Genomic DNA, 21,484 nt, shown 5'->3' on the forward strand with positions numbered 1-21,484 from the left:
TTAGGCGAAAAATGCCCTAACTGCAAAACTATGATGCGTATCGAGGCGCGCATTAGGCCATCAAGTGAGAAACAGGTGGCATTTTTGGTGTGCTTGGGGTGTGGGGAGTATTGGCGTGTTGCTCTATCGTTGTCCCCTGTGCGTTCTTACCAATATAAAAATAAAAAACAGAAGAGAAAGACCCAAAAAGAGAAACCTATTAGGCCCAAGGCTACTTCAATGCCTATCTACAGTTATGAGTATAGGGTGGCAGATGGGCTATATGGGTTAGGCGAGCGATGCCCTAAATGTGATGCGGAAATGCGTGTGAGAACCAGCAGGCGGGTGACGGAAAGTTTAAAAATCATATATCTGAGATGTGTTAGTGTGAAGTGTGGTGCTGGACAAAAGGTGGAGTTAAGCATTTCTCATTTACCTCAAGAGTAAGCCGTTGTCGAATAGCGTGAGCTTTGGGTAATGATTGGAAAGGCTGTTCAGACAATGTACTGGTTTCAAGCAATGCGTAGCAATTCACTAAAGCTGTGTAAGCCATAACGCTTTTGCTCCTTTCGATTTCGGCAGTATTCAAATCAGGCATTCAGACCGCTGTCATGCGCATGGCAGCGGCTTTTTTATGCCTGAGAGATCCTCAATGTTGTATTCCGTTGTGCCGGATTTTTCGCACACAGCGCTCTTGTGGCGGGCCTTTCCAATAACCGTCAAGCTTCATAGGGCCAGTAGGGTACATACCCGGAACGATACCGCGAGGACACGAAAAATGCCTGAACTCACCACCCACACACCGTCTTTCAAAACGGTGAACAAGATCCAGCTCGGCAACCGGCTGCTACGCCGTAAAGAGGTGGAGCAGAAAACCGGCAAAAGCCGCTCGGCCATTTATGAAGGCATCCGCCAGGGCACGTTCCCGGCTCCGGTGCCCATCGGCGGCAAAAGCGTTGCTTGGCTCGAGGAGGAGGTGGATAGCTGGATCGCCCACTGCCTCGAGGAGCGCAAACGCCAGACCCTGGAAAATCGCCCCGCACCGCTACGCATGACCGCCCAACCGCAGGAGCAACGCGCATGAGCCAATTCGAGATCACCATCAACGGCACCACGCTAAACCTGACCACTGAAGATCTGGCCGCGATTGAAACTGCCATGGCGGACGCCATGCGCGCCCCGCATCAAAAAACGTTCCGTAAGGGCACTACGGGGAACGTCTACGCCAAGCTATTGAATGGCCCAGGTACTAACGGCCAGCACTTCAGCCATGGCTTGCCTGCCGGTTACATCGAAACCGACTGCTAGACCCCTAACCCCCACCAAACAGCTTTAACGCTGCTGGGCCATCGCTCAGCGGGTATGGGGAAGCTTTGCCTGTAGATCGCAGAAAAAGGCCCCAGTGCGGGGGAGCACTGGAGCCTAAGCGAAGAAACATCAAAGGGAATACATGAAGCATATCAAATTAAGCGACATTTGCTGCCTCGAAAGCTTGCGAGGAACACTGAGGAATGATTATCATGGCCGTGCTGTAGCAAAATCTACAGCCGGGCGTAGGAACCCGATCTATCCAAGGCGCTACAGCGCCCTCACCATTGCAGGCGCTTTTTTCATGCCTGTAGTGTGTCTTTATGGCGGCTGTGCGTGGGCACGTTTCGGCGTGGCCGGTTCCCTTGGATGCCGGTTTCCTACCCCGCGTACGGTCGCCACCCAATCCCGTAGGAAGGATCGTGGCGGCTCCAATATCCAAGGAGTCCTACCCATGGCCAATCACAGCCAAGGTGCGTCCGCGCACACCAATGCTTCCCCCTCGCATATCGCTACTGCCTTAATCGGCGCCAAGCTTATTGCCTATCGCGTAAACCGTCGCCCGGAGCAGCTTTCTTACCTGCTGGGGCTGGTACGCATGGCCGCCGCGCTTGGTCACGTTTCTTCCGAAGACCATTCCCAACTGATGAACGACCTGGAACGCCTTTCTATCGAGGAGGTGGCCCATGTCTAACCCGACCCCACGCCTTGAAGATGCACTTTGCCTCACCGAAGCTGAATGCTTACTGATCGACCCCCGCGCCAGGGCAGAGGATCTATTCGACCAGTGCGAAACCCGCATGGAAGCGGTCAGCAACCTGTTGATGACCTTAAGCACGCTGGATGCACCTGGCGCTTGCGCCGATGCGCGGGATCTGGCCCACGTGGCGCTTTCTTGTCGTCTCCTGCTAGCCGATTCACTCGATTTGCTCATGGCCGCCCGGCGAGCCGCCAAAGGGCAAATAGCGCCTGCCAGGAAGGGGGGCGCACATGGCTAAATCGACCGTTCAAAAGATCCAGCAGGTGGCGATAGCCGCGTTAAAAAATGCCGAGATGCTGCTGGCCGAATGGCTGCCCGATGGCGTCCGCCAAGGTAGTGAATGGGTAGCGCGCAACACCGCCCGAGCCGACCAAGGTAAAGGCTCGTTTGGTGTATCGCTAACCAGCGGCAAGTGGAACGACTTTGCCGACTCAGACGCCCACGGTGGTGACTTGGTATCGCTGCTTAGCTACCTGCAGGGCTGCCGACAGGTTGAGGCGGCCATGCAGATCGACCAGCGCTTGGGGCTGGGTATTTTTCAACGCAACGGTGAGGCGCAAGCCTCACCCCCTATGGCCTCTACGCCTACCAAGAGCCAGCTTCGTCAGCAGGTAGAAGCCGAGCGCATAGCCGCCTTGCAGAAAGCGGCACAGCTCGCCAAGCGGCTTTGGCAAAGCGCGCAACCGGCGTGCCCTGGTCACGCCTACTTGGTGGAGAAAGGCATAAGCCCTTACCGGCTTCGGCAGACCCCGCAAGGCCAGATAATGGTGCCGCTTTACGCACAAGGCGAGTTGGTCAACGTGCAGTTGATCGACGCCCAAGGCAATAAGCGTTTCTTGAAAGGTGGGCAAGTGCAGGGCGCCTATGCGCCACTTGGCCGGGTCATGCCTGGAAAGACGCTATACGTCTGCGAGGGCTGGGCTACCGGTGCCACCATCTACGCCCATACCCGTGAGCCGGTGGCATGTGCTATGCACGCCGGCAACCTGGAATCAGTAGCGCGTGCCTTGTGTGAGCGGTATGGCCACCTCGAAATGGTCATAGCCGGTGATGATGACCGCGCTACTCCTGGTAATCCTGGGCGCACAGCCGCGAACGCTGCCGCATTGGCGGTAGGTGCATTAGTGCTTTTCCCCGCTTGGCCAAAGGAAGCCCCCCATAGTTTGACCGACTTCAACGATCTGGCGCGCTGGTATCGCCAGCAAGGGGGCCATGATGAGTGACAAAAAGCGCGAGCAGCAAAGCTACCTTGCGTTGGTTGGCCAACCGACAGCGCCAGAGATCAACACCTTGGAACGGCCAAGCTACGCCGTGTACGAAGGCCAGACCCTGGTAGACGGAAAGCTGTTCAAGGCGGGCACATGGTTTCACGGCATCAAACAAGGGCAGGGTGACGATATTGGTCAGCCATTCGATTTATGGATCTGTGCACCGCTACACGTGGAGGCCGAGACGGTCAACAGCGATGACGGCAGCGTGGGCCGCCTGCTTTCCTTCAAGCATCGGGGCCGCGTGGTCGAGTACGTCATGCCCATGGAAGCGTTGGCCGGTAAAGGCGAGGAGGTATTAAAAGCCCTTTTCCGTCAGGGCTTGAAGGTGGAGTACCACCAGCGCCGTTATGTGCCCGCGTATATCGCCAGCCACCATGATTTAAAGCGTGTGCTGGCCACCACCACCAAACCCGGCTGGCACGACACCAGCGGCGCGTTTGTGCTGCCTAGCAAGATCCTGGGCGGCCAGGACGTGCGCTTTCAGGATAGTGGCAAGGGAGCGCACCTCTTTTCTGAGCGCGGCACGTTGGAAAGCTGGCAAAGCGAGCTGGCGTACTACTGCCAGGGTAACCCGGTACTGATCCTATCCGTGTGCTGCGCCTTAGCCGGGCCGCTACTTTCCAAAGTAGGGGTAAACGGTGGCGGTGTGCATCTAGTCGGCGACTCCTCGAGCGGTAAATCACTTGCCCAGGCAATAGCCGCCTCAGTGTGGGGCGACCCCAGCCGCTTTGCCGCGTCCTGGGATATGTCGCGGGGCGGTATCGAGATCGAGGCATCGTCACGAAACGACACAGTGCTGATCCTGGACGAGATCAAGCGAGCCGACCCCAAACGGGTACAAGAAATGGCCTACGCCATCGCTAACGGCACCGGCAAGGGCACCATGACCCGCGAGCGGGAAGGGCGGCCCAAGCTCTATTGGCGCGTTTTGGCGCTATCTAGCGGCGAACGCTCGCTTTCCGAACATGCGGCCATATCCGGTAACGCTGCCCACGCCGGGGCAGAGCTGCGCATGGTGGACGTTAACGCGGGCACCCGCACTTATCGCGCCTTCGATGATGTACACGGTATGAGCGGGGCCACCTTTCACCGGAAACTGACCACGGCCACCGCGCATCACTTCGGCATGGTGGGGCCTGCCTTTGTCGAACGGTTGATTAAGGAGACAGACCCAGACGTTTTCTATCAGGGCTTTGCGCAAGTGCGAGACGGCTTCGAAGCCGAAGGGCCACAAGCGGGCAGGGTGGCGGATCGCTTCGCCATTATCGGGTTTGCCGGGGAGCTGGCTATCACCTATGGGCTTTTGCCTTGGAAGGTCGACACCGCCGCCAGTGCATGCCGCCAACTGTTTGAGGAATGGTTGCTTACGGTCGGTGATGGTAACGCCGAAGACCGTCAAATACTTAGCGCGCTATCGGATTTTATCGCTATGCACGGCGATAGCCGGTTCTCGGATATTGCCGCGCAGCTCCCCAATTCCAACATCAAGCACCGCGCCGGGTACTACGAGATCGAGGAGGGCAAACGCCTTTACCTGTTCAACCGTGCGTCGCTTACCGAAGCTGCAGCCGGTTATGGCCGAGAGCGCGTGATCCGCACCCTGGAAACCTATGGCGTATTGGCCAAGATGGATTATGGCCGCAACCAGAAAAACTACCGCCTGCCAGGAGGAGGGAGCACGCGCTTTTTCGTCATCGATCCCGACAAGCTTGAGACAGAGCGGAGGAGTGCATGAAAAACCCAGCGCTATGGGCAAAAGCTGGCGTTATGACCCTATCCGTTGCCATCTCAAAAACAGCGGCAACAGATAGCAGCCTGCAAAGCACTGAAAATTATGGGCTTTATAGCCGTTGCCTTGTTGCCTCCTTTTTCGTGTGTCAGAGAGAGGAATTATATATAGAGGAAAATCACGCCTGCCAGGAAAGAAGAGTTTCGACCCATAAGCTCAAGAACCTAACTACGCGTGAACCTAGTTTCTATGGCAACAGTGGCAACAAGGCAACGGCCAGTAACCACGCGGGTTGTAGCGTTGCCTTAGTAATAAGAGAGGTGGCAACAATGGCAACACATATCTTTATATACCTATGTACTTGTGTGTCTGTTGCCATTTCAAAAAAACGTGGCAACAGTGTTGCCACAAAAAAGCTTATAAAAATCAATTTGATAGCCCCTGTTGCCTTGTTGCCACGAATTTTGCGACCTAGAGGGTGGAAACACACAGGTAAAGGTATTTTGTTCGTAATGCGAACAGTTGCCGAGTATCTAAGCGTCATGACCACTTCCCCTTCCTGGCAGGCGGATTTACACCACGCTGGCCATTCCCGTTGGTGGAACTATGGCTCCACTGCATCACCCTGCACCCTAACCGCCCAATGGAGGGCTTGATGAACCAACCAGCCACGATCACTCAGCAGACCGACCGTAATAGCCGCGAGGGCCAAACCATGGAAACCAAGCAACCGGAAGTACCAGCACCCGCCAAAGGTGGTAAAGTCCCCGGACGCAAATTTAACTATTTTTCACCGCCAGATATTGCTGGCTATACCACAGAAGAAAAACTGACTCTGACTTTCGAAAAAGAGCTCAAGAGCTACCATACGCGGCGCCAAAAATTAACGGAGGCATGCAGCGAGCTTGACCGGCTCAAAAAAACGCTCAGTGCCTTGGAACAGCAGGAAAAAGCGGCAGATGGAGAGTGGAAGCTTAGCTTTGTCAAAGGATTCGGTAAGCAGAGCAAATCGGTACGTGAAAAAATCAAGCAGAAAACCCAAACGAAGCTTGAGGCAGAGCAAATTCGAGAAATGATCCTACTGCTTGAGCCTCAAACACAGTGGCTGAAAATGCATACTTACCAGACGCGTAAATCGTTGGTGGAGTGCAAAAGCCGCTTGCTGGAATTATCGGCACACAATCGGCTTATCTCGGCCATAGATGAACTGTCCCAAAACACAGACTGCATGGCCAAGCTAGCTGAAGTGGTGCCTAGTCTATTAGACCGCATCGCCACTGATACCTGTAACGATCACGGCCTTATGGCTACCCTGGGTATAGATGCCAGTATGCAGAAGGGGCAAGGGTACTTAGCAGTACTGTCTAGAGATGACACGGTGCATTTGAGTCGTGAAATAAACAAGCGGCAGATGTCAGCGCTTGGTGAGCTTTTCCTAAGCCGTATACCAATCAATAAGAAAAGAATGACCATTCCAGGTACAGAGGTGCCTGAACGCCTAGCGTATGAAGACTATGACGATGGTGGCCATTACTCACCTATCCGCTTCCCCCAGGAGCTAAAGGCGCTCGAAGCCCAGATGGGTTACGTACCAAGCATGGAAGAGCTGGATAGCGACGATAACGCCGCCTAGCTCGATCACGCTTCTACAGACAAAGCCCCGCCTTTTGTGCGGGGCTTTCTCGTTGCAAGCATGAATAGGGTCTACTGTGGCACACAGTGGCCTTCAACAGTGGTTGCCAGGGGCTAGGCCCCGCAGTCCGCCGCGACCCACGGCGCGCTATCGACACCCCGCCCCGCCCGCGCGCTAAATGTAGTGGTTTTTATGCACCCCTGCGCCCGCCGCCAAGCCATGCCATTGCTGGTCTGGCTGGTGGAAAATGGGTGCATGAAAATCATGCGAATTCATGCGGAGTTATGCAGTTTTCACGAATAGAATGGGGAGCAATAATCTAAAGCTGGGCTATTGGCTGGCCGATAGCTAAATAGTACATTCCTGACAATACCCTGTAGAGCCAAAGCCTTCCACAAAGACATGGAGTAAAATGATCTAAAGTCGCAGCTAAACGGGTTGCGCAGGTGTAAAGAAATGGGCAATACTGCTAAATATAATTAAAGATATGGCCGGTAGTTCGATTGTTATCTATGCGCAAAGAATTATTGGGTTGTACACGACACATAACGCTATGTGGACAAAAATTGTATAAAAAAGTTTGATTGGATAACGAGTGGTGTATCTAGTTTATATCTAAATAAGGTGTTATATGGATATTGAATTTATTCAGTGGGTGGTTTCTGGCGGGGTTGGAGGAGCGATAATATCATTTGCTTTAAAAATTTGGTTTGAAACAAGGATAAAAAATAGTATTAAGCTTGAATATGATACTAGGTTGCTTGAATTAAAAAATGAGTTGGAAAAAGAAAGCTCAGCATTATCTGTTATTCAAAATCATTATCGTGCAACTAATTCAGTTGGCCATGAAAAAGTGCTTGAGTCATTAGAGGCTCTTTGGATTGGCATGGTTAACATTAAGAAAAATATGCCTCCAGTTTTAAGTTTTATAGATGTGCTCCTTGAAAAAGACTTTGGAAAAAAACTGGGGTGTCACGAACATAAGAATTTTGCCGATATTACTGATGCCGACATTATGAAGATGTTTTCAGGAGAGCTTGAAAACGTAAAACAGTATAGACTTTTTTCTGGTGAGCTAATTTACTCTTACTTTGCTTCATACCAAAGACTTGTTGCTAGAATTTCATTGGTTATAAAAACAGGAAGAGAAGATAAAGATGTTCCTCTTTGGTGGAAGGATGGGATTTGCAGGAGTGTAATTTTTTCAGTTTGTAGTAAAGAGGAGGTTGTAGAGTTTGATAAGCTGGAATATCAAAGGATGGGATGGTTGCTTAATCTAATTGAGCAAAAATTTTTATTTAATGCAAATCAAATTATTTCAGGCGAAGTTAGTATTGACAATGCTTTTGAGCAGTCAAATCGTATTATGCAAAAATATAATAGTGAGCCGCTTAAGTAGTGTGTGCTAATAGAGTGTTTTAGTATTCAAGTCGCGATTAAATAGATGTTAATTAGATAAGCTTTGGAGAAGGATAGAGAATGGCCCGCATTCGTCACTTAAGAATTTGTAATTTTCGTTCGATACAGTCGCTCGAATGGATACCTTCTAACGGTGTAAATTGCCTCATCGGCCCAGGTGACAGTGGCAAGTCGACCATTCTTGATGCCATAGACTTATGTTTAGGGGCGCGAAGGAACGTGCTTTTTAAAGATACGGACTTCTTCAGCTTGGACGTTAACCAAAGCATATTGATTGACGTCACGCTCGGCGCACTACCTGATGTGTTGAATAATATCGATATTTATGGAGATTTTCTTCGAGGTTTTAGCGCTATTACAGGGCTTATCGAAGACGAACCACGCGCAGATATAGAAACCGTTTTAACGCTTAGGCTCCAGGTCAATGCCGATCTTGAGCCGAGTTGGACGCTCTATTCTGATCGAGCGGCTCAACAACAACTGGAACGCTCTTTAGCCTGGAAAGACCGAAAGCTTATAGTGCCAGCTCGAATCGGAACCTATGCACATACAAACCTTTCTTGGTCTAAGGGCTCTGTACTGAATAGGCTAACAGAAGAACGCCCAGAACTCGGCTCCGAGCTGGCTAATGCGGCCCGCGCCGCCCGTGCCACCTTCGGAGCACAGGCTGGTCCTCAATTAGCGCAAACTCTGCAATTGGTTACTAAGACGGCTACCTACTTAGGAGTACCTGTTGGCGAGAACGCTCAGGCGTTACTTGATTCTCACTCAGTCTCGATTGGTGATAGTGCTATTGCGCTTCACGATGATACTGGCATTCCTCTAAGATCATTAGGCACTGGGTCTGGACGACTGCTTGTCGCGGGATTACAAAGATCTGCGGCTGCAGCCGCTACGGTCGCCTTGGTAGATGAGGTTGAATATGGCCTTGAGCCGCACCGACTAATGCGGCTGCTCGATTCGCTTGGTGCTAAGGAACCTGCTGAGCCGCTTCAAGTTTTTATGACAACGCACTCACCTGTTACATTAAAAGAGCTTGCTAGTAACCAGCTGTTCATTGTACGTAAAAAATTAGGGGTTCATACGGTTAAATGTGCCGGTGCTGGAGATGGTGTGCAGGGAACATTACGTAAGGCGCCAGAAGCGTTTCTTTCAAAGTCTGTAATTGTTTGTGAGGGGGCTAGTGAAGTTGGGTTCACTCGTGGAATAGATCAATGGTGGGTTAAATGTGGTGCCATTTCGTTTCTTTCTAAAGGAGGCTCATATGTCGATTCAGGAGGAGGAAATCCTGATCAATGTTTTTCCCGTGGTGAGGAGTTTTTAAAGTTAGGTTATCGCGTTTTAGTCTTTATTGATGCGGATAAGCCTATTCTAACTGAGGGGTTAATAGAGAAGTTTGTCGATGCAGGCGGTGAATATATAATTTGGCGAGACGGTTTAGCAATTGAGGATGAACTATTTAGAAGTTTAAGTGATAAAGGTGTTGAAGGATTACTAATTAAAGCGGCTGAATTTGTAGGCCGTGAGCTCATTTCTGAGCAAATTGGATCTAAATCTAATGGAAGGTTCAATTTAGAAGATATAGAAATTTTAAAACTTATCAGCGGATTTGAACCCGAAGTCCGACAATTGTTAGGTGTCACTTCGCGTAATAATAAGAATGCATGGTTTAAATCAGTTGGCAGATTTCAAGAAATTACTAGAGATATTGTTGGTCCTGATCTTCCAAACGCAGAGCAGGGTTTTAAGGATATTATTGAAAAACTCTGGAGGTGGACGAATGCTTCCACCTGAAATCGATATTTTTCAATCCCGCTTAGGCTCTATTACTGCACCCGCTGGATGCGGAAAAACTCAGCTAATCGCTGACTCGCTTTCTCGGCATACCGGAACAAAACCAATATTGGTATTGACGCACACAAATGCGGGTGTCGGTGCACTGCGCACTAAGCTACAGCGCTCAGGTGTTTCTGCTTCCAATTACAAGGTATTGACTATAGACGGTTTAGCGATGGGGCTTGCGTCCAAATTTCCCCTACGCACGGCTTTAGACCGTGAAGTTCTGAAATTGACCAACCCGAATGCTGATTACCCGGCTATCCGCAGTGCCGTACAAGAGCTTTTAGAGGCTGGCCACATTAGTGATTCTATATCCTCGACATATTCAGGCCTAATAGTCGATGAGTATCAGGACTGTAATACTACGCAGCACACCATAATCTGTTCAATTTCACAGACGCTGCCTACTTGCGTTCTTGGTGACCCCATGCAGGCAATATTTGGCTTTCGCGATCCACTGGTTCATTGGGAACGTGAGGCTCAAGTATCGTTCCCGCCCATCGGCACACTGCGAACACCTTGGCGATGGCGACTCGCAGGCATGGACGCACTTGGCGACTGGCTACTTCAAGCCCGGGAATCGTTGCAAGCTGGTCAACCTGTGGATTTACGTGCAGCAACAGAGGGTGTCCAGTGGGTTCAGCTAACGCAAGGTATGGAACTGCATCAGCGACTACAGGCTGCTAGGACTGAAGCTCCAAATCGAGACGGTCGAGTTTTAGTGATTGGTGACTCTATGAACGTCAATAGCCGCCATCAGCTAACAATGAAGACGCCGGGCGCTACTTCCGTTGAGGCGGTAGATCTGAAAGACATGGTGAACTTCGCCCGCAACTTTGATTTGAGGAGTCCTATAGCGCTGCGGCAAATTGCTGAGTTTGCAACTTCATTAATGACTGGAGTAGGTACTGCAAAATTACTCGCGCGAGTTGAAACAATACGAGGAGGCCGGTCTCGCACCCCCGTAACTCCTGCTGAAGCCGCAGCTGTAAATTTTATGGTGGCTCCTAGCCATGCGGCCTTAATCAATCTGCTACAGTCTCTTGCCAACCAGCGTGGTACACGTGTTTACCGACCGGAAGTACTGCATTGCTGTATCTCTGCGTTGAGATTGGCCGGGGGGAAAGACGGGTTCATTGGTGCGGCGATTCAGGCTCGTGAGCGAAACCGACATATGGGGAGGCCATTGGGCCGTCGGGCCGTTGGAAGCACTCTCCTTCTAAAAGGGCTTGAGGCTGACGTCGTGGTAATTCTTGAACCTGAGCGGATGACCGCGCAACACCTCTATGTGGCTCTCACTCGTGGCGCAAGCCAGGTTGTGATCTGCTCATCGACACCTTTGCTAACGCCTGCTAGGGGCCGCTAGCTATTTTCAGCGTGTAAACTGGATGAGGAGAAAAGGTGGAGGTATACTTAATGGTATATTCTAATATTTAATTTTAAATTTTTTTATTATTTATCAGGTTGTTATAAGAAGAAAATGGATCCTGCCAGGACCTTTACCTTCAACGCCTCAGTCAATCACGAACCCGCCACTACTGCTCATAGCCCCATCAACCAGGAATCAGCAACCTCAAACCCAGCCCCACAAAAATAGTGCCGGCAACGCGGTCAAGGATCACGCTGGCCTTGGGCTGCCTGGTGAGCCATTGGCCAACAGCGCCGGAAAAGTAGCCCAGCAAAGAGAACAGTACGGCGGCCTGGAGGGTGAAGGTCAGGCCTAATCCAGCCAGCTGCATGGGAACCTGGCCATGGGTGGCGACCACGAATTGCGGGAGAAAGGAGAGGAAGAAGAGCACTACCTTGGGGTTGATGGCGTTGGCGATGCAGCCTTTGAGGAACAGGCTGCTCAACGCGCTTTCTGCTGTTCCCACGCTTTTCACTCCTGCTGAACCGCTGCTGCGCCAGGCGTTGACCCCCAGCCAGACCAGATACAGCCCGCCCACGGTTTTCAGCAGCGTGAAGGCGGCAGGAGAGGCTGCAATCAGCGCGCTGACGCCGACCACGGCCAGGAGCGTGTGGCTCAAACAGCCTGCCGCACAGCCCAGGCCAAAGGCGATTCCCTGCTTGCGTCCGTTGGATATCCCCATGCCTAGCACCATCAGGTTGTCGGGACCAGGTGTGGCGGTGATGAGAAGCGCCGCTACAAGAAATCCTGAGAATTGTTCCAGCGTTAACATCCGTTTTCCTTTACGTGAGGAGAGGGCTTGTTGATGCACTAAAGGGCATAGGCGAGTTTGAGCCGCCGGGTGTCAAGCGTCGTTGGCCAAGCCGCTGGGGCTCAGGAACTGCGAGCCTCGGCAGTGCTGGTAGACGAAGTGGCGGAACCACTGTTGTTCCGGTGAGGTGTGAGTGCGCCGGTGCCACGCCACCCAGTAGCGGAAGCGGTGATCGAGAAACGTCAGCGAGCGCCAGGTCACGTTCGCCTGCTCGGTCCATGTCTGGGCAATGTGTTCAGGTAGTACCAGCAGCATGTCGCTACCCTGCAAGGCGGTCATCGCGGCGGAGTAATAGGGCACCGTCAGCCTCAATTCACGCGCCAGGCCTTTCTTGTGCAGGTAAGCATCGACAAAGCTGTCCTTGTCGCCTCCGGCGCTGATCTTCATATGGGGCCAGCCCAGAAACTGGTCGAGCGTTAGGTGTTTAGCGGCTGCCAGCGGGTGATCCACGCGCATGCAGCAAACGGCAAAATCCTCACCGATCACCCGGCCATGGATATCGTCAGGCGCGTCCTCGACCATGCTGGTAATCAGATCGACAGAGCCACTGACGAGCCAGTCGAAGCGATGGGCCTGCCAGGAGACGAAATCGATACTCACACCGGGCGCGGTTGAGGCCAGGTCTTCAAGCAGGCTTGGCAGTATGTATTGGGCTACATGGTCAGAGCCTGCCAGGGTGAAACGGCGCCGGCACTCCTGTGGCAGAAAATCCGGTGCAGCACTGATGCGCTGAAGCTGCTCGATCACGGCCTGCATCGGCGCTACCAGTGCCTGCGCGCGCTCGGTCAGCACATACTCGCGGCCCTGGCGCACCATCAAGGGGTCGTCCAGCGCCTTGCGAAACTGTGTCAGGCTACGGCTCAGGGTCGATTGGCTAGTGCCCAGGCGTCGTGCTGCATGGCTTAAATTACGCACCTCCAGAATCGTGACCAGCGTGGTGAGCTGAGCGATGCTCAGGTTCTTGAAGGCCGAATTCATGAAACGTCTTGATCGATCTGAAACACGGCACTTGGGCGCGTGGCGTCAAGCACGGCGTGACCAACGCATGTGCCGCCACAATAGCGCTCCACCAGCTCGATGGCATCCGCAATCGCGGCGGTTACCTGCTCTTCGCTCGTGGGGGGGAGCCCGTCGATATCGAAAAATACCGCTGAGGTAGTAGGCAGTGTGCGGGTATCGCCCGCCTGTCGCCAGGTCCAGCGCCGAGTCAGTACGCGAGCGCCTTCGGCCAGCACGATCTCGCCAGGGGGAATGGTTTGCGTTTCTTCACCGACGTTCGGCAGAAACCGGTCGTGTTCGTTCGCTTCGCGCAATTCGATAGCGGCGGCGTCTACGCCGATTGGGTGCACCCCGGCTGGCAGAATATAACGCAGTGAAAGCAGGTTGCCGATATCAACGAGCGGGTTGATGTCTGGAAGGTTGTTGGGCTTGAGTACGCGACGGGTCAGCGCCTCGATGGAACTGCGGTGCTCGGAAGGCTTGGCACCAAACTGGCGGTAAGCATCACGCCAGGCCGCTATTTCTGGAACCTCGGCGGGATTGCCGGATATCCGGGTTCGCAAGAGCTGTTCACTTTCGCGAAGGAGCTGTGTCAATGGCGGATGGGGTCGAGAGTTGTCCAGGCCCGAAAAAGCCACTACGCCACGGCGGTATGCAGGATGAGCGGTAAAGATGTCAGGGCTGATCAGGTAGGAAATGGTGCGCACAGGAACTCCGGGAGAAGACTCGGCAGTTGTGAATGAGCCCACTATAGCATTGGCGAGCCATTCACTAATTGCTGAAATCTGCATGGTATCTATGCAGGTTGGGAATACTTGTAGGTACCTTTTTGCAGCTCAGGTGCCAACCGGTAATCTGGTCATGATCGTTGGGACGCGCGCTGGCAGCGCCTTGACGGCAACCAAGCCATAACACCTTCAACCTGCCTTTCGATACATCAAGCAGGCAAGCCTTTCTTTCCCATGCCGGGAAAGCCCGAACGTTGACTATAGTAGTTAGTACCGGCGCTATTGGCGCCGCCACTAATCACTGTTCAACGTACACGCAAGGGGAGAAGAACATGGTTCGTTATGGCCTGTTGGGCTTGATAGGGATGGCACTGGCCGGGTGTGCGGCCCAGGGCACCACCGGTGGCGCTGAACAGGCGCAGCAGATCGCCGTCGATTACTGTGAACAGGAGGGCGGCGAAGTGCGCACACGCCAGGAGGCGGGCAAGGCGCGCCAGTATTGCCACCTGGTGGAAGGGCGAGTGGTGGAGGTCAACCTGCTGTACCAGACGGAAGGCTTGCGCGTTCACTGAGTGGGCAGCCCTGTAGCGCTATACCGTTGAGCGGTGGATAACGCGCTGGCATATTGCTGGCGCGTTTCCCTGTCGGGCACGTAACTTGGTAGTCTTCCCTTCCCGCTTATCTGAACGCCCAAGGAAGTCACGCTTATGTCCATGCTGCCGTCTTTTTCCCAACGCCTGGCCGTTGGCTCGTTCGCCGCCCTGGTGGCGCTGCTGCCCGCTACACTGCTGGCCCAGGATGCGCATATCGGCAGTGTGCGCACCGAATTTCGCATGCTGGGGCCGAACAATACCATCGAAGTGGAGCGCTTTGATGATCCCAAGGTGCAGGGCATCTCCTGCTACATTTCCTATTCTCGGGTTGGCGGGCTTTCCGGCGCGGTAGGTCTTGCCGAGGAGGCAAGCGAGGCGAGCGTGGCCTGTCGGCAAACCGGCGAGATCATCTTTGACCCGGCGGACGTCAACGAGCAGGAAGTGATCTTTACCCAGCGCCGCTCGGCGTTGTTCAAGAACATGCGCGTGGTGCGGATGCACGATGCCGACACCGAAACGTTCGTGTACCTGACCTACAGTACCAAACTGGTGGAGGGCTCGCCCAAGAACGCGGTCACCGCCGTGCACTATGGGGATCTGGCCCCGGCTCAATAACACCTGCCATCAAGCCGGTAGCTAGCGTGGAAGGTTAACGCGGCTGGCCCAGGGCCTGGGTCCAGTAATGGCGATAGCGCGTTTCCGGGTTATCGGCTTTGGCCATGCCCATCTGGGTAAAGGCGCCGTTCATGATGTTGCGGCAGTGGCCGGGGCTTTCTAGCCAGCCCTTTACCGCACCGGCCGCCGATGATTGGCCGGCGGCAATGTTTTCACCTACTGCTCGCCATACGTAGCCCTGGTCTTCCACGCGCTGCTCGATGCCCACGCCCTCGGGGCTGGTGTGGCTGAAGTATCCGTTTTCGGCCATGTCGTCAGAGTGCGCCTTGGCGGCATCGTGCAGCTGGCAGCTCCAGGCAAGGGGGGCGACCGCATCAACGGATTGCTCGCCGCACTGGCGGGCCTGGCTTCGTGCTTCGTTGACCAGATCGAGCATTGCTTGCTGCTGCTCGGTGGGCTCGCACTCGCTGGGTTCTGAGGCCCAGGCCGGGCCGGTGCCGAGCAGCACCAGCGCCAGGCAACGAAAAAGCGCCCCGAGAGCAGGACGCCTGGCAGATGAGTCAACCGCCGAATTTTTCATTTTCACCCAGGTCCGGTTTGGCATCTTTCTTGAGGTTGGCCTTGGCAATCTCGTAGAGCTGGTAGGTCTTGCTCTCCTTGGATTTCCAGTGCTCGCCCATTTCTACCTTGATTTCCAGAAGCGTGACGTCCGGGTCGTCCTTGCCTTCCGGGAACCAGGCGGCCACGAAGGGGTTCCAGTACTTGTGGATCAGCTCGCGGTCATCGTTCAGGTTGGCCTTGCCGGAAAGCGAGACGTACACGCTGTCTTCCTGGTCGGAGAAGCTCAGGCACACATCGTGGTCGCTTTCGGCTTCAAAGACCTTTTCGGCGCTGCGGCGGGTGTAGAACCATAGCGTGCCGTCGTACTCTTCCTGCACCAGGTGCATGGGCCGCGCGCGGGGCATGTCGTGGTCCAGGGTGACCAGCATGCCTACCTTGATATCCTTGATCATCTTCCAGATCTTCTGCTTATGTTCCGGGCTGGACATAGCGTCACTCTCCTTATGAATGGGTGTTGCCATAGCCTTCAACCATGCACCAGCATCGTTGCCGACTTTTCAAGCCTAGCCAGCATTGCCTGTCTCGGCAAACGTCTGTGCAGTTCAGTAAGCCCAGATAAGCGCAAGCAGCACCCCCCAACCCAGCGCGCTGGCCGCCATGATGGTGTAGGTCACGGAAATGGTCACCATGTCGGTGGCCTTGTGGGTACACAGGGCCTGTAGCCCGTGGTATAGCAGGCTGCAGGAAACGCCCAGCGCTGCGAGTATGACGACAACGTTGACCCATAAATTAGGTATCAGCAGCACCAGCGATGATACGAACAGCGGCAATGGGGCAAGGGCCGCCAGCAGATAGGCATCCTGATAGCGAATGGACAGCTCTTCGGTGCCGTTGACGACGGCGTGTATTACCCACCCCAGAACGAAAAAGCTGACCAGCTCTGCCAGAAAGATGACCGTGGTGATGAAGCGCCACTCGCGGTCGGCAAAGCCGGCCATGAACGCATCACCATGGTGGGTGCCTGCGAAATAGAGCATCACGGGCGGCAAAATCGCCAGGGGCAAGACCACGCACCACCCCAGCAAGGCGATGGAAGGGGTGGATGCCTGAAGCTCTTTCCATCCGTCGCGGTGGCTGAACGGCAGCTTGAGTAACGTCAGTGCATTCATGTCAGACTCCTGCTGTGATTATGGACTCGTGGGCGATAGGCATGATGGTTATATGTATCATATTGTGATACTTTTTAAAAAACCACGGGCACTGCGCATGTGGCACTGCCCCTGTGGCCGACTCGTCTGTGACAAGAGACGTTCTGAAAAGAGACGTTCTGACAAGGAACGCCTGACAAGAGAAGCGAGCGCATGAGCCAGCAACCTCCCCTTGATAAACGCGAATTCGAGCAGCTGTCGCAATTTCGTTACCGGCTGCGCTGCTTTCTGCGCCAGAGTGAGGATATCTGCCGCCGCCATGGGTTGACACCCCTGCAGTATCAGCTGCTGCTGCACCTGCGCGGGTTTCCGGAAAGAGAGTGGGCGAGCATCGGTGAGCTTGCCGAACGCCTTCAGGCCAAGCACCACGGGGTCGTGGCCCTGGTTGACCGCTGCGAGCAGCTGGGGCTGGTCGAACGACGACGAGGACGCGAGGATCGCCGGCAGATAGAGGTGCACCTGCTGGAAGAAGGGGTAACGCGGGTAACGCAGATTGCGCAGGCCCATCAACCGGAGTTGCGCCACCTGCAGGAAGACACGCCATTTCCTTTCTGGGGCAACCCCGATTGACCCTGATATCAGGCAGGCGCCTGGTAGTGTCACGCGTCATTACATACCTCTGTTGCAACGGTTTTCACCAAACGCTCAAACGCTGGCCGCCGCGTAGCCTTTGCGTTGGCTGGGTAGCATTTGAGTGGCCTGTTTCTATACTGTGGTCTCATACACGTTATCGTTAGGGTATTACGCCATGAGCAAGCATGATCTACCGTCCGGTGCCGGCGACGTTGCCAATCAGTACCCGGATATCTGGGATGCCTACGCCTCTCTGGGCAAGGCCTGTGCCGAATCCGGGCCGCTCGATGAGCGCAGCCGGCGCCTGGTGAAACTCTCGCTGGCCATTGGCTCGCGCTCTGAAGGCGCCGTTCACTCCCATGTGCGTCGCGCTCTCAAGGAGGGCATCAGTGCCGAGGAGCTCAAGCAGGTCGCCATGCTGGCCATTCCCACCACCGGGTTTCCGACGGCCGTGGCGGCGTTGACCTGGATCGAGGACATCACCGACCCCGATTGATGCCATGGGTAGCGGCGTTCCATGCAGTCAACCTCGCTCCGTTTGGTCAATGTGCTGCCCGGCTCCTTGAGTGTCGGGCAGCGTCGTTACCCCGCCTGGGCGCCTAGGGGCTGGTTCCCTGCATTGCCCGCGCTTCGATGGCCCTGTCCACTGAAGAGACATAATACTCGTCATCGAAGGCACTCTCTGGCTCCTTGAGCCATACCAGGCAGATCAACCAGCTGATGAACGCGCCGGTCGCAATGATGTAGAAGAACTGCGATGGCGTGACGAACGTATAAAGGGTCAGGTAGACCACCGCTCCCACGTTGCCGTAGGCCCCCGCCATGCCCGAGATCTGGCCGGTAATGCGCCGCTTGATGGAGGGAATGATGCCGAAGGTGGCACCTTCGGCCCCCTGCACGAAAATCGACGTAGCGATGGTCACGGCAATGGCCAGCATCAGCGGCCAGCTCGAATCGAGCAGGGCCATGAGCAGAAATCCCACGCTGATGCCAAACATGTAGCACAGCATCACGAAGCGCCGGTTTCCCATGCGGTCTGACACCATGCCGCCCATGGGGCGTGCCACCAGGTTGACGAAGGCGAACGATGCCGCGATCAGCCCGGCCGTTGCCGCATTGAGCCCCCAGGTCGCCTCGAAAAACATGGGCAGCATCGAAACGACGGCCAGCTCGGCGCCAAAGTTGGCGAAGTAGGTGCTGTTCAGCGCGACCACACTGTTGAACGAGTACTTGTCGTCCTCAGGCACACCCTTGCGCAGAATGGGCAGGTTGACCCGCAGAATCTGGACGATCTGGTAAATGACGATGGCAACGATGGCGAGGTAAGCCGCCACCGCTCCCGTGATTGATAGATAGCCCATGTACTGAATACGCCAGACCAGGATGGCGAGTACGCCGACCAGCGGAATGGTCCAGATGATCAGCTTGACCATGTCGGCCCAGGAGCTGACTTCCATGGCAGCACTCTTGCGCGGCCTGCGGTGGGACTGGGCATCCGGGCCGTCGGTGATCGCGAACCAGTAGTAAACGCCATAAGCCGCCATCACGATGGCGCTCTGGGCAATGGCCCAGCGCCAGCCGTCGGGGCCGCCGTACAGGCCAAGGGCAATGGTTGGCAGTGTCATGGCCGCGACCGCCGAGCCGAAGTTACCCCACCCGGCGTAGAAGCCTTCGGCAAAGCCGATGTCCTTGGGCTTGAACCACAGGGCGGTCATGTGGATACCCACGACGAAGCTTGCACCAATCGAACTCAGCACCAGGCGTGCCACCAGCAGCTGCGTCAGGCTGTTGCCGAAGGCGAACGCCAGCGCGGGCACCGACATGCTCACCATCAGCACCGAGAAGACCCGGCGCGGGCCGAAGCGGTCCAGGGCCATGCCGACGATGATGCGGGCGGGAATGGTCAGGGCAACGTTGCAGATGGCGAACAGCTTGAGATCGTCCGGCGTCAGCCAGTCGACGCTCTTGAGCATGCTCGAGGCGAGCGGCGCCATGTTGAACCACACGTAGAAGGTGATGAAGAAAGCGATCCAGGTCAGGTGCAGCGCCCGGATTTCAGGACTGCGAAATTTGAACACAGCGGAAACTTTCATGGTCGTATCATCCTGTATCCCGCAAGGGAATAAAGACGGCTCAATTGGCGTTGCGCGACCCACCATGGGCAATCGTGGTCTTCGGTAATCATGATCGTCATGGTGTCCTCCCGCAGCGCGGTAGGGGGCAAGCGCCCGGCGCGGTGCGCCGGGCAAAAAGCGGCGGCCATCAGGGGTTCTTCACGTAAGCGCCCTTGCGCAGGTAGAACCACCAGTTGATGACCAGGCAGACGGCATAGAACACGGCGAACCCGTACATGGCGACTTCCGGCGTGCCGGCCTTGATCTGATCACCGATCATTACCGGCGCGACGAACGAGCCGTAGCCCGCCACGGCGGCTGTCCAGCCGAGTACCGGTCCTTTGCTCTGGGCATCGAAGATGAAGCCGATGCTGCGAAAGGTGGAGCCGTTGCCAATGCCGCTGGCGGTGAACAGCACGATGAACAGCAGCATGAAGATCCAGAAATACTGATTGGGGTCCGTGGCGTTGTACGCCAGCATCATGGTGTAACCGGCCACGATGGAGGCCACGACCATCACCGCCGTTACCATCTGCGTGACCAGCGAGCCGCCGAGCTTGTCGGCGATCCAGCCGCCGATAGGGCGTACCAGCGCTCCCACGAAGGGGCCGATCCAGGACCAGGTCAAGGCACTCGGGGCGTCCGGGTTGACGACGCGCGTCACGGTTCCGTCGGCCGCCACGTCCATCATGCTGCCGAAAATGATCGTGATGGAGAGCGGTAGCGCCGCAGAGAACCCGATGAAGGAGCCAAAGGTAAGGATATAGAGCAGGGTCATCGCCCAGGTGTGCTTGTCGCGAAAGATGGCAAACTGCTTCTGGATATTGGGTTTTATCTCTTCGCCGGGCAGCAGGCGCAGCATGGCAAGTGTCACCAGAATGGTCAGCGGCAGGGCGATCCACATGCTCAGCCAGTTCAGCACCACCAACCCGATGACGGTGGCGATGATACCCACGCCGTAAAGCCCTGAGATCTTGCCAAAGGCCTGAAGCGGAGTGCCGGGGTTGGGCGTGATGGTGCGCAGGTTGTTCATGCCGAACCAGCAGGCAAACGCGAGCGGAATCAAGAACACCAGCCAGATGAACGCGGCATTCTGGATCCAGGTGTCGGTGCCCGCCTCGATACGCCCAATCAAGGTGCCACTGGCGCTTTGCAGCTCCATGGGGGCGCCGGCAATCGCGCCGAAGATGCCGGTGGTCATCACCAGCGGCACCAGAATCTGCATGGTGGTGACGCCGAAGTTGCCAAGCCCTGCGTTCATGCCCAGCGCATACCCTTGCTGGCGCTTGGGATAGAAGCTTGAAATGTTGCTCATGGAGCAGGCGAAGTTACCCCCGCCGATACCGGAAAGCAGTGCCAGTGCCTGGAAGACCCAGAACGGCGTGCCGGGCGTCATCAGGGCGAACCCGGTGCCCGCGGCGGGAATGGCCAGTAGCGTGGTGGTCAGGAAAATGGTGTTGCGCCCGCCGGCCAGGCGCAGCATGAACGAGGCGGGGATACGCAGCGTGGCGCCGGCCAGGCCCGCCGTGGCCGTCAGGGCGAAGAGCTGGTCGGTGGTGAACGAAAACCCCAGGTTCTGCATCTGGGTGGTGATCATGCCCCACATCATCCATACGGCAAACCCTATCAGCAGGCTGGGAATGGAGATCCACAGGTTGCGGTTGGCGACCCGCTTGCCGGTTTGCTCCCAGAACTGCTCGTCTTCGATGTCCCACTGGTGAATATCGGCATTTTTCTTGCTCATGGCGGTTTCCCTTTAGCGTCAAAACCTGTCTGCGGGTAGCAGTTAAAAAGCAAGATACGCGGAGGGGAGGTATTGGGAAACCGGCTGAAAACGCCTGAAAATCAGCGGCCTACCCCTTGAGAGGTAGGTGCTGGTGATAAGCAGGTAATTGATTTGAAACGTAAAAGTTCAAGCGGTAGGTAGAGGGTGCAA

The 21,484-nt window shown here is 55.2% G+C and carries 24 protein-coding genes; 16 read left to right on the forward strand and 8 right to left on the reverse strand.

Features of this window, described 5'->3' with window-relative positions; translation table 11 throughout:
* Positions 1-219: 219 nt before the first annotated feature.
* From HW452_RS17680 to HW452_RS03055, 12 genes are all read left to right on the forward strand, one after another.
* Positions 220-426, forward strand: a complete 207-nt coding sequence (locus HW452_RS17680) for an ogr/Delta-like zinc finger family protein (protein WP_224105076.1) — start codon at positions 220-222, stop codon at positions 424-426.
* Between the two features lie 331 nt (positions 427-757).
* Entirely contained in the window at positions 758-1,063 is a 306-nt protein-coding gene (locus HW452_RS03005) for a helix-turn-helix transcriptional regulator (RefSeq protein ID WP_224104623.1), read from the forward strand.
* A complete protein-coding gene (locus HW452_RS03010; protein WP_224104624.1) occupies positions 1,060-1,287 on the forward strand; it encodes a hypothetical protein in 228 nt (75 codons plus the stop codon). Before HW452_RS03005 ends, HW452_RS03010 begins: the two co-directional genes overlap by 4 nt.
* 454 nt (positions 1,288-1,741) lie before the next feature.
* Positions 1,742-1,981: a hypothetical protein gene (locus HW452_RS03015; RefSeq protein ID WP_224104625.1), complete on the forward strand. Its 240-nt coding sequence runs from the start codon at positions 1,742-1,744 to the stop codon at positions 1,979-1,981.
* Positions 1,974-2,285: a hypothetical protein gene (locus HW452_RS03020; protein ID WP_224104626.1), complete on the forward strand. Its 312-nt coding sequence runs from the start codon at positions 1,974-1,976 to the stop codon at positions 2,283-2,285. Before HW452_RS03015 ends, HW452_RS03020 begins: the two co-directional genes overlap by 8 nt.
* A complete protein-coding gene (locus HW452_RS03025) occupies positions 2,278-3,270 on the forward strand; it encodes a toprim domain-containing protein (RefSeq protein WP_224104627.1) in 993 nt (330 codons plus the stop codon). Before HW452_RS03020 ends, HW452_RS03025 begins: the two co-directional genes overlap by 8 nt.
* Positions 3,263-5,053: a DUF927 domain-containing protein gene (locus tag HW452_RS03030; RefSeq protein ID WP_224104628.1), complete on the forward strand. Its 1,791-nt coding sequence runs from the start codon at positions 3,263-3,265 to the stop codon at positions 5,051-5,053. The genes HW452_RS03025 and HW452_RS03030 overlap by 8 nt, the downstream gene beginning before the upstream one ends.
* Positions 5,050-5,703 carry a hypothetical protein gene (locus HW452_RS03035; protein WP_224104629.1) on the forward strand — a complete coding sequence of 218 codons (654 nt, stop codon included), beginning with the start codon at positions 5,050-5,052 and terminating at the stop codon, positions 5,701-5,703. Before HW452_RS03030 ends, HW452_RS03035 begins: the two co-directional genes overlap by 4 nt.
* Positions 5,703-6,680 carry a hypothetical protein gene (locus HW452_RS03040; RefSeq protein ID WP_224104630.1) on the forward strand — a complete coding sequence of 326 codons (978 nt, stop codon included), beginning with the start codon at positions 5,703-5,705 and terminating at the stop codon, positions 6,678-6,680. The genes HW452_RS03035 and HW452_RS03040 overlap by 1 nt, the downstream gene beginning before the upstream one ends.
* Before the next feature lie 631 nt (positions 6,681-7,311).
* The gene (locus tag HW452_RS03045; protein ID WP_224104631.1) at positions 7,312-8,079 is read left to right on the forward strand and encodes a hypothetical protein; all 768 of its coding nucleotides are present in this window, start codon (positions 7,312-7,314) and stop codon (positions 8,077-8,079) included.
* An 80-nt stretch (positions 8,080-8,159) separates the two neighbouring features.
* Positions 8,160-9,893 (forward strand): ATP-dependent nuclease, encoded by a 1,734-nt coding sequence (locus tag HW452_RS03050; RefSeq protein WP_224104632.1) that lies wholly within the window; start codon positions 8,160-8,162, stop codon positions 9,891-9,893.
* On the forward strand, positions 9,880-11,304 hold the full coding sequence (locus tag HW452_RS03055) for a UvrD-helicase domain-containing protein (protein ID WP_224104633.1): 1,425 nt from the start codon (positions 9,880-9,882) through the stop codon (positions 11,302-11,304). The genes HW452_RS03050 and HW452_RS03055 overlap by 14 nt, the downstream gene beginning before the upstream one ends.
* Before the next feature lie 187 nt (positions 11,305-11,491).
* Here HW452_RS03055 and HW452_RS03060 read toward each other — a convergent pair whose 3' ends face one another.
* The 3 genes from HW452_RS03060 to HW452_RS03070 all read right to left on the reverse strand — a co-directional run bounded on the left by HW452_RS03060 (position 11,492) and on the right by HW452_RS03070 (position 13,863).
* Positions 11,492-12,118: a LysE family translocator gene (locus HW452_RS03060; protein WP_224104634.1), complete on the reverse strand. Its 627-nt coding sequence runs from the start codon at positions 12,116-12,118 to the stop codon at positions 11,492-11,494.
* Between the two features lie 72 nt (positions 12,119-12,190).
* The gene (locus tag HW452_RS03065; protein ID WP_224104635.1) at positions 12,191-13,135 is read right to left on the reverse strand and encodes a LysR family transcriptional regulator; all 945 of its coding nucleotides are present in this window, start codon (positions 13,133-13,135) and stop codon (positions 12,191-12,193) included.
* Positions 13,132-13,863 (reverse strand): B3/B4 domain-containing protein, encoded by a 732-nt coding sequence (locus HW452_RS03070; RefSeq protein ID WP_224104636.1) that lies wholly within the window; start codon positions 13,861-13,863, stop codon positions 13,132-13,134. Before HW452_RS03070 ends, HW452_RS03065 begins: the two co-directional genes overlap by 4 nt.
* Before the next feature lie 353 nt (positions 13,864-14,216).
* Between HW452_RS03070 and HW452_RS03075 the strand changes: the two genes are divergently transcribed.
* Both HW452_RS03075 and HW452_RS03080 read left to right on the forward strand, forming a co-directional pair.
* Positions 14,217-14,456 carry a DUF333 domain-containing protein gene (locus HW452_RS03075; protein WP_224104637.1) on the forward strand — a complete coding sequence of 80 codons (240 nt, stop codon included), beginning with the start codon at positions 14,217-14,219 and terminating at the stop codon, positions 14,454-14,456.
* 135 nt (positions 14,457-14,591) lie between these two features.
* On the forward strand, positions 14,592-15,092 hold the full coding sequence (locus HW452_RS03080; protein WP_224104638.1) for a CreA family protein: 501 nt from the start codon (positions 14,592-14,594) through the stop codon (positions 15,090-15,092).
* A gap of 34 nt (positions 15,093-15,126) precedes the next feature.
* Here the strand turns inward: HW452_RS03080 and HW452_RS03085 are convergent, their stop codons facing one another.
* From HW452_RS03085 to HW452_RS03095, 3 genes are all read right to left on the reverse strand, one after another.
* Positions 15,127-15,672, reverse strand: a complete 546-nt coding sequence (locus HW452_RS03085; protein ID WP_224104639.1) for a CAP domain-containing protein — start codon at positions 15,670-15,672, stop codon at positions 15,127-15,129.
* Entirely contained in the window at positions 15,653-16,141 is a 489-nt protein-coding gene (locus HW452_RS03090; protein ID WP_224104640.1) for a pyridoxamine 5'-phosphate oxidase family protein, read from the reverse strand. Before HW452_RS03090 ends, HW452_RS03085 begins: the two co-directional genes overlap by 20 nt.
* A gap of 114 nt (positions 16,142-16,255) precedes the next feature.
* A complete protein-coding gene (locus HW452_RS03095; protein ID WP_224104641.1) occupies positions 16,256-16,822 on the reverse strand; it encodes a YIP1 family protein in 567 nt (188 codons plus the stop codon).
* Positions 16,823-17,014: 192 nt separating this feature from the next.
* On the opposite strand from HW452_RS03095, the gene HW452_RS03100 reads away from it, so the two are divergent.
* Both HW452_RS03100 and HW452_RS03105 read left to right on the forward strand, forming a co-directional pair.
* Positions 17,015-17,431: a MarR family winged helix-turn-helix transcriptional regulator gene (locus tag HW452_RS03100; protein ID WP_224104642.1), complete on the forward strand. Its 417-nt coding sequence runs from the start codon at positions 17,015-17,017 to the stop codon at positions 17,429-17,431.
* A 178-nt stretch (positions 17,432-17,609) separates the two neighbouring features.
* On the forward strand, positions 17,610-17,930 hold the full coding sequence (locus HW452_RS03105) for a carboxymuconolactone decarboxylase family protein (protein ID WP_106373268.1): 321 nt from the start codon (positions 17,610-17,612) through the stop codon (positions 17,928-17,930).
* A gap of 103 nt (positions 17,931-18,033) precedes the next feature.
* Here HW452_RS03105 and HW452_RS03110 read toward each other — a convergent pair whose 3' ends face one another.
* Both HW452_RS03110 and HW452_RS03115 read right to left on the reverse strand, forming a co-directional pair.
* Entirely contained in the window at positions 18,034-19,527 is a 1,494-nt protein-coding gene (locus HW452_RS03110) for an MFS transporter (protein WP_224104643.1), read from the reverse strand.
* Between the two features lie 169 nt (positions 19,528-19,696).
* Positions 19,697-21,292, reverse strand: coding sequence for an antiporter (locus HW452_RS03115; RefSeq protein WP_224104644.1), 1,596 nt, complete (start codon positions 21,290-21,292; stop codon positions 19,697-19,699).
* Positions 21,293-21,484 lie beyond the last annotated feature (192 nt).

This window comes from Vreelandella aquamarina (genome assembly GCF_020075495.1).
Lineage (GTDB): Bacteria > Pseudomonadota > Gammaproteobacteria > Pseudomonadales > Halomonadaceae > Vreelandella > Vreelandella aquamarina_A.